Genomic DNA, 14,145 nt, shown 5'->3' on the forward strand with positions numbered 1-14,145 from the left:
GAGCCACGGGGGGCCTTGGGTGAGTACCGAGATGGAAGACGGAATGGAGCCGATCGCGGTCGTCGGACTCGCCGGACGACTGCCGGGAGCCGCCACCATCGAGGCGTTCTGGCGCAACCAGCGCGACGGCGTCGAGTCGGTCACCCGGTTCACCCCCCAGCAGCTGGCCGACGCCGGATGGCCGGCCGACATGGTGGCCCACCCCGACTACGTGCCCGCCGCCGCGGTCATCGAGGACGCCGACCACTTCGACGCGGAGTTCTTCGGCTACAGCCGCGAACAGGCCGAGATCAGCGACCCGCAGCAGCGGATCTTCGCCGAGACCGTCTGGCACGCCCTGGAGGACACCGGACACGACCCCTCACGCTTCGACGGCGCCGTGGGCGTCTACGCCGGCCAGTTCGCCAACAAGTACCTGCCGCTGAACCTCCTCGCCAACGCGAAGTTCCGCGGATCGCTGGCGGCCTTCTCCGCACGCCCGTACAACGACAAGGACTTCCTCGCGACCAGGGCCGCCTACCTGTGCGACCTGCGCGGCCCCGCGATGACCGTCCAGTCGGCGTGCTCCACCTCGCTCGTCGCCATCCACCTCGCCTGCCAGGCACTGCTGGGGCACGAGTGCGACATGGCGCTGGCGGGAGGAGTGGCGCTGCCCGTCCCGCTGATCGGCGGTTACCCGGTGGTCGCCGGCGGCATCTTCGCCCGTGACGGCCACTGCCGGCCCTTCGACGCCTCCTCCAGCGGGACCGTCCCCGGATACGGCGTCACCGTCGTGGCCCTGCGCAGGCTCAGCGACGCGCTCGCGGACAACGACCACATCCGCGCACTGATCCTCGGCAGCGCGCTCAACAACGACGGCTCGGCGAAGTTCGGGTTCAACGCACCCAACGGACAGGCACAGGCCGAGGTGATCGCCACCGCGCACGCAGTCGCCGGCGTGCCGTCGGAGAGCATCGGCTACATCGAGGCCCACGGCACCGGCACCCCCCTCGGCGACCCGATCGAGCTGGCCGGACTCACCAAGGCCTTCAACACCAAGGAGCGCGGCTACTGCGCGATCGGTTCGGCGAAGGCCAACATCGGTCACCTCGACGCCGCCGCAGGAGCCGCCGGCTTCGCCAGGGCCGTACTGGCGCTCGAACACCAAGAGATCCCGCCGAGCATCAACTACGACGCACCCAACCCGGCCCTGCTGCTGGAGCGCACACCGTTCTACGTCCCGACCACCGCCCGCCCCTGGCCGCGCGGCACGACACCGCGACGGGCCGGCGTCAGCGCCTTCGCCGTCGGCGGCACCAACGCCCACGTGGTGCTCCAGGAAGCACCGGCACCGCTAGCCGCCGAGCCGCCCGCACGGGACCACCAGCTGCTCGTCCTGTCCGCGCGCACCGCCAAGGCCCTCACGGACGCGGCGAACAACCTCGCCGACCGCCTGGAGCAGGACGACCTCGACCTCGCCGACGTCGCCTACACCCTGCAAGTCGGCCGGCGCGCGTTCCCGCACCGCCGGCACCTGGTGTGCCGCGACCGCACCGAGGCGATCACCGCCCTCCGGGCCCTGGCACACCCCGGCACCGAGGACACCACCGCGAACCCGGACGCCCGCCAGGTGGTCTTCATGTTCCCGGGCAGCGCCTCCCACCGGCCGGACGCCGCCGCACGGATCCACCGCAGCGAACCGGCCTTCGCCCAGGAAGTCGACCGCTGCGCCGAACTGGCGCGGCCCCTGCTCGGCCACGACCCGCGCGCCCTGCTCCTGCCCTCCACCTGGGAGGGCCCGCAGCAGCGCCACGACGACCCGCGCGGCACGGCAGCCGCGGCCTTCATCCTGCAGTGGTCCCTCGCACAGCTCTGGCAGTCCTGGGGCGTGAGCCCCGCCGCGATGATCGGCGAAGGGGACGGCGAGTACGTGGCAGCCTGCCTGGCCGGCGTGATCGACCTGGCGGACGCCATCGACGTCACGATCACCGCCGCCGAGCTGCGCTCCCGCGCCGGGGCGGGCACCTTGCTCGACGCCCACGCCTCCGAGTTCGCCGCCAAGATGGCGCGCCACGCACTCAAGCCCCCGCAGGTGCCCTACATCAGCGCAGCGACCGGAACCTGGACCAGCCCCCAGGAGGCCGTGGACCCCGCCCACTGGGCCCGCCACCTGCGCCAGCCCTCCCGGACCGCCGACGGCCTGCGGGAACTGGCCGGCGAACCCGGCCGGATCCTGCTCGAAATGGGACCGGGCAGCACGCTGACCGACACCGCCGCGCGGCAGCACACGGCGAAGCAACCGGCGGCGGTGGCGTCACTGCCACCCGCGGACGGGAACCGATCCGACCACGCCGCTCTGCTCCACGCCGTCGGCACGCTGTGGCAGTCCACCGTGCACATCGACTGGGAAGCCCTGCGCGGCACCTCGCGACCGCGGCGGGTCTCCCTGCCGGGCTACCCGTTCCAGCGGAGCCGGTACTGGATCGGGCCCGACTCCGGCAGTTACGAACCACTGGGTCTGGAGGAGGAGTCATGGACGAGCAGCTCATAGCCATCGTAGGAGCCGGCGTCATGGGCACCGGGATCTCGACGCTCGTCGTCGGAGCCGGCCTGCCCGTCGTACTGGTGGACGTCGACCAAGGCGTGCTCGAGCGCGCCACCACGGCGATCGCCAACGGCCTGCGGCACGCACAGCTCACGGGCGCACTGCCACCCGGGCGCACACCCGGCGAACTGCGCACGACCCTCTCGCTGAGCGACGTCGCCGCCGCGGACGTGGTCATCGAGGCGGTCACCGAACTGCCCGATCAGAAGGCGCAAGTGCTCTCCGCCGTATCGGCACTGGTCCGCCCCGCAACCCCCCTGATCTCCAACACCTCCGGCATACCCATCGACGAAATGGCCGCATGGGTGAAGAACCCGGACGACCTCATCGGAACGCACTTCATGAACCCCGCGTACCTCATCTCCATGGTCGAGGTGATCCGCGGCCCGCAGACCGCCGACCGGACCGTCGAGTCGGTGCTCTCGCTGCTGACCCGGATCGGCCGGCGCGCGGTGGTGGTCCACGACGCGCCCGGCTTCGTGACGAGCCGGCTCCTGCACCCGATGATCAACGACGCCGCCCAGGTGGTGCGTGCCGGCACCGCCACCGTCGAGGACGTGGACACCCTGATGCAGGGCTGCCTCGGCCACCCGACGGGTCCGCTGCGCACCGCGGACCTGATCGGCATCGACAACCTCGTCGACGCCCTGGAGGCGCTGTACGCGCGGACCGGGGACGAGCGGTGCCGCCCCAGTGAACTCCTTCTCGAAAAGGTCCGGCGAGGCGAACTCGGCCGAAAGAGCGGCCGTGGCTTCTACAACTACAGTGAGGCACAGTCATGACCCCGGAGCAGCAGACCGAAAAGGCGCCCTTCGACACGGACGCCGTCGTCGACGAGATCACCAGGTTCGTGGCCGAGCAGACCCGGACCACCCCCGACGTGGACCAGGACCTCTTCACCACCGGCATCGCCAACTCCATGTTCGCCATGCAGCTGGTCGTCTTCCTGGAGCAGGCCTACCGCGTGACGGTCGCCGGACCGGACCTGCAACTGTCCAACTTCCGCACGATCAAGAGCATGGCCGCGCTCGTCGGCCGACTCCAGGCAGAGTCTGCCGCAGACAGCGATGTCTGACGGGCACTTCGCGGAGCACGAGGCCACCTGGCGTCTCGTCAAGGAGAACGCCGGCGGATGGGACATCGCCGGCGAGATCCCGCGAACCGTCCTGAGCGGACTCGGTGCGGCCGGCGTGCTCTGCGCCGAAGTACGGAAGGAACACGGCGGACTCGGCCTGGGCAGCCAGGAGAGCGGGAAACTCACCGCTCACGTCGGGAGCCTGTGCAGTTCGCTGCGCAGCGTGATGACCTCGCAGGGCATGGCGGCGTGGACGGTACAACGCCTCGGCACCCGCGAGCAGCGGGCGGCGTTCCTGCCGCAGCTCACCGGCGGCCGGCTCGCGGCCGTCGCCTTCAGCGAGCCCGACGCCGGCAGCGACCTCGGCGCGATGACCACCCAGCTGCGCCTCGACGGTGACACGGTGATCGTGGACGGCAGCAAGACGTGGATCACCGCCGCGGCCTACGCCGACCTGATCGTGGTCATCGGCACGGCGGGCGACACCGCGGCGGCGGTCGTCGTGCCGACCGACGCCCAGGGGGTCCGGATCGAGAAGGTCCCCCACCCGATGGGCTGTCGCGCGGCCGGGCACGCCCGGGTCCAGCTGGAGGGCGTACGCCTGCCGGCCGCGAACGTCCTCGGCGGCACCGGGCTGTCACTGCCGTTCCTGGTGACGACGGCCCTGGCCTACGGCCGGATGTCGGTGGCGTGGGGCTGCGTCGGCATCCTGCGTGGCTGTCTCGGCGCGGTGACCGAACACGCCCGCTCACGGCGGCAGTTCGGCAAGCCGATCGCGGAGCACCAGCTGGTCGCCCGCAGGATCGCCGAACTCTACGCCGCGGAGCGCACCGCCACCGCGGTGTGCCAGCAGGCCAGTGAGTGCTGGGAGTCGGGTTCGCCGGACCAGGTGATCGCCACCGTCCTCGCCAAGCACGTCGGCGCGACCGAGGCCGTGCGCGGGGCCGCTTCGGCCCTGCAGATCATGGCCTCGGCCGGTGCGTCGGACGGCCACGTGGTCGCCCGCGCCTACCGGGACGCGAAGTTGATGGAGATCATCGAGGGCAGCAGCGAGATCTGTCAGCTCGAACTCGCCAGACACGCCCTGGCGACCGGTCACGGCACAGCCCGGCAGGAGGAGGCGCAATGAGCGGACCGTTGCCACCGAGCGAACCGATCACCACCGTCAAATGCGTCGTCTGGGACCTGGACAACACGCTGTGGAAGGGCACCCTGCTCGAGGGCGACGACGTGGTCATCGACGACCACGTCTACGAGACCGTCGTGGGTCTCGACTCCCGCGGCATCCTCCAGGCCGTCGCCAGCAAGAACGACCACGGCCCAGCCTGGCAGCGACTGGAGGAACTCGGCGTCGCCGAGTACTTCGTGGCGGCCAGGATCGGGTGGGGCCCGAAGTCGGCGTCGGTCCGCGAGATCGCCGACGAGCTGAAGTTCGCCCACGGCACGATCGCCTTCGTCGACGACCAGCCGGCGGAACGCGCGGAGGTGGAGTTCCACCTGCCGCAGGTGCGCTGCTACCCGGCCGAGTCGGCGACGCAGCTGCTGACGCTGCCCGAGTTCACCCCGGCGACGGTGACGGTCGACTCGCGTCGCCGCCGCCAGATGTACCAGGCGAACGTGCGGCGCCAGGCCGAGCAGGAGTCGTTCGACGGGCCGTCGGAGGAGTTCTTGCGTTCGTTGGACCTCGTGATGGAGATCGGCCGGGCCACGGCCGGCGACCTCTCCCGGATGGAGGAACTGACGCTGCGGACGAGCCAGATGAACGCGACCGGTGTCCACTACTCCGACGCCGACCTGCGCGCGCTCCTGGACGACGCACGCCACGAGGTCCTCGCGGTGACGATGAGCGACCGCTTCGGCTCGCACGGCGCGGTCGGTGTCGCGCTGGTGGAGACCGGTGGGGCCGTGTGGCACCTGAAGCTCCTGGCCACCTCGTGCCGGGTCGTCTCGTTCGGTGCCGGCGCCACGGTGCTGAACTGGCTGATCGGCGAGGCGGCGGCGGCCGGCGCCCATCTGGTCGCGGACTTCCGGCCGACGGCACGCAACCGGGTGATGGAAGTCGCCTACCGGTTCGCCGGGTTCACCGACGAACACTGCGCCTGTCTTGCCGAACTGCCGCTACCCGAGGGCGGGCAGACGCAACGACTGCACATCATCCCGGAGCCCAGGCCGGCGCCCGGCACGCTGCGTCTGGACGCGGTCCGACTGGCCACGGCCCGCTAGCACACCGAGCCGGAACGCTCGCCGCCCCCGTTCGTTCGCGGGGGCGGCGGGCGTTTTCCCGTGCCCCGGGTGCGGACCTGCGCGTGGTCGGCGGTCGGCCGCGCCCTCGTCGACGGCGGGCGCCGTGGGGGCCCGCGCGAACGCAGCGTCGGACGGCGGTGGGACGCATCGCGTCCCACCGCCGTCCGACCGGCTGCGGCCCGGGGGGTTACTTCTTGCGGGCGAGGGTGATTCCGTCGGCCATCGTGAGCATCGAGACCTCCACGCGCGGATCGTCGCGCAGCGAGGCGTTGAGCGCCCGGACCGCGGTGGTGTCCGGGTCCTGGCTGTCCGGGTCGACCACGCGGCCGAAGAAGAGCGTGTTGTCGATGACGATCAGCCCTCCCACCCGCGTGAGGTCGAGCGCGGCCTCGTAGTACGTCCCGTAGTTGGCCTTGTCCGCGTCGATGAACACGAGGTCGAAGCTCTCGCCGCCGCGCTCGTCGGCGAGGGCGGCGAGGGTCTTCGTGGCGTCACCGATGCGGGCGTCGATGCGGTCGGCGACCCCTGCGCGCTTCCAGTAGCCGGCGCCGATCGCCGGCCACCGCTCGTTGACGTCGAGGGTGACGACCGTGCCGCCCGCCGGCAGCGCCCGCGCCATGCACAGGGTGCTGTAGCCGGTGAAGGTGCCGATCTCCAGCACCGACGTGGCACCGCACAGGCCGACCAGGAGCGCCAGCAGCTGGCCCTCCTCGGCCATCAGCTGCATGGCCGTTCCGGCCGGCAGCCCCGCGGTCTCCTCGCGGAGTTCGGTCAGGATCGGGTCCTCCCGCAGGGAGACGGCGCGGACGTACTCGCGGATCTCCGGTGTCGCCTCGATCTGATCTGCCATGCCGGGCTCACTTCCTCGCGACGCAGGCGAAGGACAGCGGGATCGGGTCGCCCTGGATCCGCCAGTTGTGGTCGCCGTCCGGCACCATCAGGGGCAGGCGCTGGCGCGCGTCGTAGGGGACCTCGCGGACGCGCTCGATGGTCAGGCCGGCGTCTATGAGCGAGTTCAGCACCTCCTCGATGGTCCAGCGCCAGCCGTAGATGGAGTGCGTCTCGACCTCGACCTCGTCCTCGATCCGGTCGGCGTAGGTCGCGGACATCTCGTGGTGCACGTCCCGGGACTGGAACAGCGAGCGGGCCACCCGCAGCTCCCCGTCGACGTCGCCGAAGAGGGTGAGGATCGGGTGTATCTCGACGATGGTGAGGGTGCCGCCCGGCTTGACGTACTGCGCCGCGATCTTGGCCCAGCCGGCGATGTCGGGCAGGAAGGAGAGGGTGCCGTACCCGGTGAAGACCATGTCGAACTGGCCGTCGAGCACCTTCGGCAGGTCGTAGAGGTTCGCCTGGACGAAGTTCGCGTCGAGGTCGAGCTCGGTGGCGAGGCCGCGGGCGATGTCGATCGCGTCGTCCGCGATGTCGGTGCCGGTCACCTTCGCGCCCATGCGGGCGAGCGAGAGGGAGTTGACGCCGATGTGGCACTGGAGTTCGAGCAGGGACTTGCCGCTGACGTCGCCGAGCTCCTCCCGCTCCAGCCGGCGCAGCATGTTGTGCCCCTGCTTGAACCTCTCCACGTCGTAGTACGAGGACTGCATATGCGCCCGTGCTCGCAGGTTGAAGCCTTCTCGGTTGGCCGAGATCTTGTCGAGGTCGCTCATGGAGGTCATCGCTGTTTCCCTTCGGCTTGGATGGGTGGGTGTGGACGGCCGCCGACGACCAGCGGCGCCAGATCGCGCCGGCCGGTCACCCCGAGCTTCTGGTAGACGCGGCCGAGGTAGTTGTCGACGGTGCGGGCGGACAGCCCCAGCCGGTGTCCGATGGCGGGGCTGGTGAGTCCGTTGGCGGCCAGCAGCGCCACGTCCCGCTCGCGGCTGGTGAGCTCGACCAGCGGGGCGGTGAGCTGCAGCAGCGGGGTCGTCGCGTTGGGACACGCGATGGTGCTGGGGGAGACGCGGGTGTGCCGTACGGCGGCCGCGGCGGTGGCGGTCTCCGCGGCGAGCAGGTCCATCCCGAGTTCGGTGAACTTCGCCGTGGCGACGTCCAGGGCGCCGGGATCGGAGCGGGCCAACGCGGCCGCGGCGCCGGCCATGGTCGGCACGACCGGTCCCGGTACCAGGTCGGCGAGCGCGGCCAGGCGGTGCCGTACGGCGTTGGGGTTGCCGAGACGGGCCACGTCGTAGCTCGCCGTGGCTTCGACCGCGTACTGGCCCAGGGCCATGGCCATGTCGGCCGCGGCGAGTGCCTGCCGGGCGGCGAGCGTGGTGTCCCCGCCGGCCGCCGTGGTCCATGCCTGGCTCAGGGTCAACCACGGGACGAACAGGCGGTTCTCGGGTTCCTGGTCGGCGAGCCGCCGAGTCTGCTGGTTGCCGGCCTGATCGCCGAACACGGCGAGTTCGGCCAGCCGCGGCGCCACCATGAGGCACGAGTTGCCGCCGTCGAACAGGAGCGAAGCGGCCTCAGCGTCGGCAATGGCGGTGGCCACGTTGGCGACCTGGCCGCGCAGTGCCAGCCAGCCGCCGGCCACCGCGGTGTTCCCGGCGGCCACCTCGTCCCGGTACCCGTTCTCGGCTATCCGGCAGGCGTGGCGCACCTGGCCGGCCATCAGCAGCGCGAAGCAGTGCGCGTAGCCGATCTCGGCGAACCAGGGCTGGCCCGGGCCGCGCCGGTCGGGCGCCGCCGAAGCCTGGTCGAACCGGCCGGCCGGGCTGGCCGCGACGACCACGGTGGTCACCGCCGACCGGATCGCGCCGTCGGGCACCTGCCAGCCGCGCAACCCCTTCCCGCTCGAGGCCGTTGCCGCGTGGGTGGGGCCGTCCAGCAGCAGCAAGCCGGCCCAGGGTGTCCCGGCCGCCGTATTGCCGGCGTCGTCCAGCCTCCGGTGCGCGGACCGAACATCCTCCGCCGCCCAGCGCGGGATGGTCGCCGCGGTCACCGCCCAGTGGGTGCACCGCGCTGTCGGGGCGGCGCCTGAGGGCTGGTGGGGCGGTGGGTCGGCGGCCACCACGGAAGGTAATCGGCGTCCGGCCGATGTGCTCGCCAGAGCCGTGCCGACGGTGCTTCCGCCGGCGATCACGACGCCGGCTCGCGCCGCCGGTCTTGTCTTTGCACATGACTGCACAACAAAGTAACCCCCCTGTGTCGAAAAAAAGAGATCCTTCGTGCCGAGCCCACCGTCCGGAATCGGACCGTGCGTGCGTGAACGACGCCGCGCCGGCCCGATTGTTCAGGCGGAGCCGTGTGACGTCATCATCCGTGGCGGCGTCCCGGATCGGTCTCCCGAGTTCCGCAGCCGACCCGGGACGCCGGAAATAACGACCGGAATTCGCGGATTCCCCGCGGTGCGGCCGGGAATCCCCACTGATTCCCGGAGCGCACGGCCGTCATCCACGGGACGGGTCCTAGATGTCGATGGCCTTTTCGATGGGAGTCCCGCCGCCGACCACGACGTAGATGCGGCGGGCGGTTTCGGGCCGGTCGATGAGCGCCACGAGCACGGCGGCGACGTCCTGCCGGGCGACCTGGTCGAATCTGGCGTGCTTGGGCCCGACCCTGTTGCCGAGGGTGAGTTCGACGGTGCCCTCGCCGTTACCGTCGGTGAGCACGCCGGGCCGCAGCACCGTCCAGTCGAGCTCGGTCCTGGCGAAGATGTGCTGTTCCGCGGCGCGCTTGGCCCGCAGGTAGATGGCGTACCCCTCACCGATGCCGCGGTCGTCGGCGCAGCCCACGTTGATGGAGCTGACGTGCAGGAACCGTCGCACACCGGCCTGTTGCGCCGCGTCCATGACGAGCACGACGGCGCCCCGGTCCACTTTGTCCCGGCGCGCGGAGGTGGCGCTGTTGCCCGAGCCGGCGGAGAAGACGACGGCGTCCGCGCCGACCATGGTCGCGGCCACCTCGTCCACCGTCGCGCGCTCGAGATCGAGCACGACGGCCTCTCCGCCCGCCGCCCTGACGTCGTCGACGTGGCGGGGGTTGCGCACGATGCCCACGACGGATTCGCCACGGTTGGCGAGGAGCCGGGTTAACCGCAGGGCGATCTTGCCGTGGCCGCCGGCGATGACAATCTTCATTCGATACCCTTTTTCCGGATTCGGTGCTTCGGGTTTCCCCGGATTCGGTGCTGCGGGCACGTGGTGTCGTCCCGCCAAGCCTGCGCCGTGCCGAATGATCAGTGCCGGCGACGTTGCCCAGGCCGGTCATTGACGTACAGGTTTCCGACAAGCAACTGGTGCAATCGTCCTGCCGGCCGCCACGGCGACCCCAGACGCGTCACTCGAATGGTGAATGAGTCAAGCATCGCTCGTGCCTATTGGTCAATCGGGTCTTCGGCGCTCTCCCGGGAGTCGGGGTCGGGCTGGGGCCGGGCCGCGAGAGACCACAGGTAGCTCAGCGGTTCGCCGTCGGGTTCGTCGGGGTACTCGGCGATCAGGTCCTGGATCCGGCGGCGCAGTGACTCCACGGACTCGGGCCGCAACCGCAGCACGCCCCGGTTGGCCCCGCGGCCGGAGTCCTTGCCCGCAGCTATCAGTTCGGTGCGATGGGCGCCGAGCACGGCCAGGTCGACCTGCTGGGCCAGGCCGGAGTCGTCGGGCGTGATGATCAGACCCCGGGTGCGCGCGGTCGCTCGGTAGGGCCGCTGCAGCGCGCCGTGCTCCCCGGTGCTGACCGGTTCGGCGACCAGGAAGTCCGTCTTCACCAGGGCGCGGACGTGGCGCAGCGTGGTCGCGGGAGCGAGGTCGAGTTCGACCGAAAGCTCCTTGTTGGTGAGGGCGCGGTCCAGGCACAGCCTCAGGATGCGCCAGCGGAGGGGATGTCCGAGGGCCTTGAGATCTTCGATCGTCGCTTCCACAACTCGGACTGTACCTTGCCAAACCCCGCTCTGGTTTGCTTGACTGCTATCGATTTCATTTCGTGCAATCGGTTGGAGGGTCTGTGATCGAGCAGCTCCGGGACTGGGTGAGCGCCCAGGACCTGGATCGTGAGCTGGCGGACTGGATCTCCCGGCCGAGCGTGAGCCGGACCGGTGAGGGCATGGCCGAGGCCGCGGCCTACGGTCTGCGCCTGTTACGTGCGTCGGGTCTGCAGGCGCGCGAGGTCGAGACCGGCGGCTGGCCCGCCCTGGTGGGGACGGCGGACGGGCCCGGGCCGCACGTGCTGATCTACGGTCACTACGACGTGCAGCCGGCCGGGCCGCTGGAACTGTGGACGACGCCGCCGTTCGTGCCGTCGATCCGCAACGGCCGGATGTACGGGCGCGGCACGGGCGACAACAAGGGGCAGCACCTCGCGCAACTGCTGGGGCTTCGTGCCCTGCGGGAGCTCACCGGCGGATTTCCCTGCCGCGTCACGGTGTTGCTCGACGGCGAGGAGGAGATCGGCAGTCCCAACCTGGCCGAGGCGGTGCGCCAGGTCGGTCAGCCCGATCTGGTGGTCTGGAGCGACGGGCCCGTGCACGACTCGGGCCGGGCGTGCGTGGTCCTCGGTGTGCGCGGGATCCTGACCTTCGAACTGCGGGCGCGAGGCGCGGACCGGCCGCTCCACTCGGGGAACTGGGGCGGGGTCGCGCCGAACCCGGCGTGGAGGCTGGTGCAGCTGCTGGCCACGATGAGGTCGCCGGACGGGGCCGTGACTGTTCCCGGATTCGCCGACGAAGTACCGCCGCTGACGGACGGTCAGCTGGCCGCGCTGGCGGACCTCCCGGTCGACGTGGCCGGAGTGCTCGCCTCGATCGGGGCGGCCGACATGGAGCCGCCGGCCGGGCTGGGGTTCCACGAACGCCTGGCCAGACCCACGCTGACGGTGAACTCTTTGAGCTGCGAGGACTCCGGCGACCACCGCGCGGTGATCCCCGACGTCGCGATCGCCCGCTGCGAGGCCCGGCTGGTCGGCGGCCAGACACCGGAGCAGGTCGCCGAGGCCATCCGGCGCCACGTCGCCAGGTACGCCCCCGATGTCGAGTTCGTGCCGGACGCGGCGATGGCGCCGTCCACCACGCTGCCCGAGACCCCTTATACGGCGACGATCCTGAAGGCGGTCGAGGACGTGCTCGGGCAACGGCCGCTGCTGGTCCCCTCACTCGGCGGAAGCCTGCCGATCGCCGTGCTCAGCGACGGGCTCTCCTGCCCCTGCTACGGCGTGCCGCTGGCCAACGTCGACGAGGCCAACCACGCGGCCGACGAGAACCTCGAACTCGACCGGTTCCATCACGGGATCGTCGCCGCGGCGACGATCCAGCTCGCACTGGCGGCGCACTCATGACCGTCTGGGGGGCCTGGCCCGCGAAGGAGGGCTTCGCGTACGTCAGCGACGAGTCCGGCCGGCCGCAGCCCTGGTTCCAGACCTGGGCGGGGGAGCGGCGGATGTTCCCGGTCGACGGCGCGGTCACCCGGCTGGCATGGCGACCCGACGGGACGCGCCTGCTCGTCGTGACGGACGTGACCGGCGGCCAGGACTACCGGCTGGCCGAACTCGACCCGGAAACCGGCGAGTTGGAGTGGATAGCGACGGAGCCCGGGATCCGGCGCGAGATAGGCGTGCCGTACTCGAGCGCGAGCCAGCCCTACAGCCCGGACGGCCGACTGCTCGCGTACGCGACCAGCGCGCGCGACGCCACCTGTCTCGACGTCTACGTGCGGGACCTGACGACCGGCGCCTCCCGGATGGTCCTGGAGGGCGATGACCGGTACGTGCCGGTGTGCTTCTCGCCGGACTCCCGCCACCTGCTCGTCCTGAAGTTCCACCAGAACACCGACCAGGACCTGTTCGCGTGCGACCTCGTGACCGGCCGCACCCGGCACCTCACCCCGCACGAGGGCCCGGCGAAGTACCAGCCCGGCGGCTGGAACGAGGACGGCATCTACGTGTGCACCACCGAGGGCCGCGACTTCCTCGGCGTCGCCCTGCTCGTCCCCGGCCGGCCGCTGGAGTGGATCGCCACACCGGACACCGACGTGGAGAACGTGATCGTGGGCCCGCAGGTCGTCTGGGCCGTGCCCCAGGACCAGCGCACACTGCTGTGCACGTCGGAGACCACGCTCGAACTGCCCGGGTTCGCCTCCCAGCCGTTCGGCTACGACGGCTTCGTGCCGCGGTTCGCCGAGGAGCGCCTGCTCGCCCAGGTCGGCGCCGGCGACCGGGCGACCGAGTTCTTCCTGGCGGACCTCGCGTCCGGCCGGACGCACCGCCTCACCGACTTCAGCGGCGAACTGCCGGACGACCTCGTCGCACCGGAAACGGTCTGGTTCACCGCAGCGGACGGGCTGGAGATATCGGGCCTGCTGTACCGCCCCCGTACGACGGCCGGTCCCGTCCCCGCGGTGCTGACCATCCACGGCGGTCCGGAGTGGGCCGCGCTGCCGGTCCACGACCCGTTGATCCAGCGGCTGGTGCGAGCCGGATTCGCCGTGCTGGCACCGAACGTACGCGGCTCGACCGGGCGGGGGCTGGCCTACCAGCGGCTGATCTACCGCGACTGGGGACGCGGCGACCTGGCCGATTTCGAGGCCGCCGCACGGTTCCTGCGAAGCCTGGACTGGGTGGACGGCGACCGCCTCGGCGTCCACGGGATGTCCTACGGCGGGTTCGCGGCGCTCAGCTGCCTGACGAGGCTGCCGCACCACTGGGGGGCCGGAGTCGCGATCTGCGGGCCGGCGGACCTCGAATCGGACGTCCGGGCCCTGCCACCGACGTGGAACAGACGGGTCGTGGAGTGGATCGGGGACGTCGACGACCCGCAGGACCTGGCGAGACTGAGGGCGGCGAGTCCGCTGACCCATGTGGCGAACACCCGGGCACCGCTGCTGCTGGCACACGCGGAAGGCGACACCACGGTCGTCATCAGCGGCACCGAGCAGCTCTACCGGACACTGACCGAACTCGGCAAGACCGTGCGGTTCATCCGCCTTTCCCGCGGCCACCTTCCGGACGACCGGGAGGAAAGGGACGACCTCGACGCCGCTGTCGTGCAATGGTTCCGCGATCACCTCGGGCCGCGCCCCAACGGCGCGGAAACGACCGGCGAACACCAATAGCCGGACTGTGAAAAACCCCAGCCCCGCCGACGGAACACGGCTAGGGTTGAATGCCGCGCAAAGAAACAGGTCAAGAATTCCGAACCGGCCGCCGGACAACCGGCGGAGCCACCCCGCACCGAAAACGACCGAGGGGGTACGCAGTCATGGCGCAATGCGGAGCGGATCGTCGAAGAAAGCCGTGCGCGGTGCATCTTCCGGCCGAA

General features: G+C 71.0%; 12 protein-coding genes. 7 read left to right on the top strand and 5 right to left on the bottom strand.

From position 1 onward, the window contains the following. The first annotated feature begins 43 nt into the window (after nt 1-43). Genes HS99_RS14600 through HS99_RS14620 form a run of 5 tightly spaced genes read left to right on the top strand, consistent with a single transcriptional unit; the run spans nt 44 to nt 5,882 of the window. Nucleotides 44-2,530: a type I polyketide synthase gene (locus HS99_RS14600; RefSeq protein ID WP_050366204.1), complete on the top strand. Its 2,487-nt coding sequence runs from the start codon at nt 44-46 to the stop codon at nt 2,528-2,530. Next, nucleotides 2,512-3,366: a 3-hydroxyacyl-CoA dehydrogenase family protein gene (locus tag HS99_RS14605; RefSeq protein ID WP_030555165.1), complete on the top strand. Its 855-nt coding sequence runs from the start codon at nt 2,512-2,514 to the stop codon at nt 3,364-3,366. The genes HS99_RS14600 and HS99_RS14605 overlap by 19 nt, the downstream gene beginning before the upstream one ends. Next, nucleotides 3,363-3,659, top strand: a complete 297-nt coding sequence (locus HS99_RS14610) for an acyl carrier protein (RefSeq protein WP_030555163.1) — start codon at nt 3,363-3,365, stop codon at nt 3,657-3,659. Before HS99_RS14605 ends, HS99_RS14610 begins: the two co-directional genes overlap by 4 nt. Beyond that, nucleotides 3,652-4,788, top strand: coding sequence for an acyl-CoA dehydrogenase family protein (locus HS99_RS14615; RefSeq protein ID WP_030555161.1), 1,137 nt, complete (start codon nt 3,652-3,654; stop codon nt 4,786-4,788). The genes HS99_RS14610 and HS99_RS14615 overlap by 8 nt, the downstream gene beginning before the upstream one ends. Further along, nucleotides 4,785-5,882, top strand: coding sequence for an HAD-IIIC family phosphatase (locus HS99_RS14620; protein WP_030555159.1), 1,098 nt, complete (start codon nt 4,785-4,787; stop codon nt 5,880-5,882). The genes HS99_RS14615 and HS99_RS14620 overlap by 4 nt, the downstream gene beginning before the upstream one ends. A 208-nt stretch (nt 5,883-6,090) precedes the next feature. On the opposite strand, the gene HS99_RS14625 is transcribed toward HS99_RS14620, so the two are convergent. The 5 genes from HS99_RS14625 to HS99_RS14645 form a co-directional block, all read right to left on the bottom strand. Next, the gene (locus HS99_RS14625; protein WP_030555157.1) at nt 6,091-6,753 is read right to left on the bottom strand and encodes an O-methyltransferase; all 663 of its coding nucleotides are present in this window, start codon (nt 6,751-6,753) and stop codon (nt 6,091-6,093) included. Between the two features lie 7 nt (nt 6,754-6,760). Then, a complete protein-coding gene (locus tag HS99_RS14630) occupies nt 6,761-7,576 on the bottom strand; it encodes a class I SAM-dependent methyltransferase (protein ID WP_050366205.1) in 816 nt (271 codons plus the stop codon). Next, nucleotides 7,573-8,841 carry a helix-turn-helix domain-containing protein gene (locus HS99_RS14635; protein ID WP_030555153.1) on the bottom strand — a complete coding sequence of 423 codons (1,269 nt, stop codon included), beginning with the start codon at nt 8,839-8,841 and terminating at the stop codon, nt 7,573-7,575. Before HS99_RS14635 ends, HS99_RS14630 begins: the two co-directional genes overlap by 4 nt. Before the next feature lie 466 nt (nt 8,842-9,307). Continuing rightward, the gene (locus HS99_RS14640; protein ID WP_030555151.1) at nt 9,308-9,979 is read right to left on the bottom strand and encodes an SDR family oxidoreductase; all 672 of its coding nucleotides are present in this window, start codon (nt 9,977-9,979) and stop codon (nt 9,308-9,310) included. Between the two features lie 236 nt (nt 9,980-10,215). Then, complete coding sequence (locus HS99_RS14645) at nt 10,216-10,758, bottom strand: ArsR/SmtB family transcription factor (RefSeq protein ID WP_043481043.1); 543 nt, start codon at nt 10,756-10,758, stop codon at nt 10,216-10,218. A gap of 83 nt (nt 10,759-10,841) precedes the next feature. On the opposite strand from HS99_RS14645, the gene HS99_RS14650 reads away from it, so the two are divergent. Both HS99_RS14650 and HS99_RS14655 read left to right on the top strand, forming a co-directional pair. Beyond that, nucleotides 10,842-12,167 (top strand): M20/M25/M40 family metallo-hydrolase, encoded by a 1,326-nt coding sequence (locus tag HS99_RS14650; protein WP_078938418.1) that lies wholly within the window; start codon nt 10,842-10,844, stop codon nt 12,165-12,167. Further along, entirely contained in the window at nt 12,164-13,939 is a 1,776-nt protein-coding gene (locus tag HS99_RS14655) for a S9 family peptidase (RefSeq protein ID WP_030555145.1), read from the top strand. The genes HS99_RS14650 and HS99_RS14655 overlap by 4 nt, the downstream gene beginning before the upstream one ends. The last annotated feature ends 206 nt before the right edge of the window (nt 13,940-14,145 follow it).

Source organism: Kitasatospora aureofaciens, from assembly GCF_001188955.3.
Classification (GTDB): Bacteria; Actinomycetota; Actinomycetes; order Streptomycetales; family Streptomycetaceae; genus Kitasatospora; species Kitasatospora aureofaciens.

Bases quoted from the DNA above. Each gene is read 5' to 3' on its own strand.
- HS99_RS14600 (WP_050366204.1), top strand. From the start codon at position 44: ATGGAGCCGATCGCGGTCGTCGGACTCGCCGGACGACTGCCGGGAGCC.
- HS99_RS14605 (WP_030555165.1), top strand. From the start codon at position 2,512: ATGGACGAGCAGCTCATAGCCATCGTAGGAGCCGGCGTCATGGGCACC.
- HS99_RS14610 (WP_030555163.1), top strand. From the start codon at position 3,363: ATGACCCCGGAGCAGCAGACCGAAAAGGCGCCCTTCGACACGGACGCC.
- HS99_RS14615 (WP_030555161.1), top strand. From the start codon at position 3,652: ATGTCTGACGGGCACTTCGCGGAGCACGAGGCCACCTGGCGTCTCGTC.
- HS99_RS14620 (WP_030555159.1), top strand. From the start codon at position 4,785: ATGAGCGGACCGTTGCCACCGAGCGAACCGATCACCACCGTCAAATGC.
- HS99_RS14625 (WP_030555157.1), bottom strand. From the start codon at position 6,753: ATGGCAGATCAGATCGAGGCGACACCGGAGATCCGCGAGTACGTCCGC.
- HS99_RS14630 (WP_050366205.1), bottom strand. From the start codon at position 7,576: ATGACCTCCATGAGCGACCTCGACAAGATCTCGGCCAACCGAGAAGGC.
- HS99_RS14640 (WP_030555151.1), bottom strand. From the start codon at position 9,979: ATGAAGATTGTCATCGCCGGCGGCCACGGCAAGATCGCCCTGCGGTTA.
- HS99_RS14655 (WP_030555145.1), top strand. From the start codon at position 12,164: ATGACCGTCTGGGGGGCCTGGCCCGCGAAGGAGGGCTTCGCGTACGTC.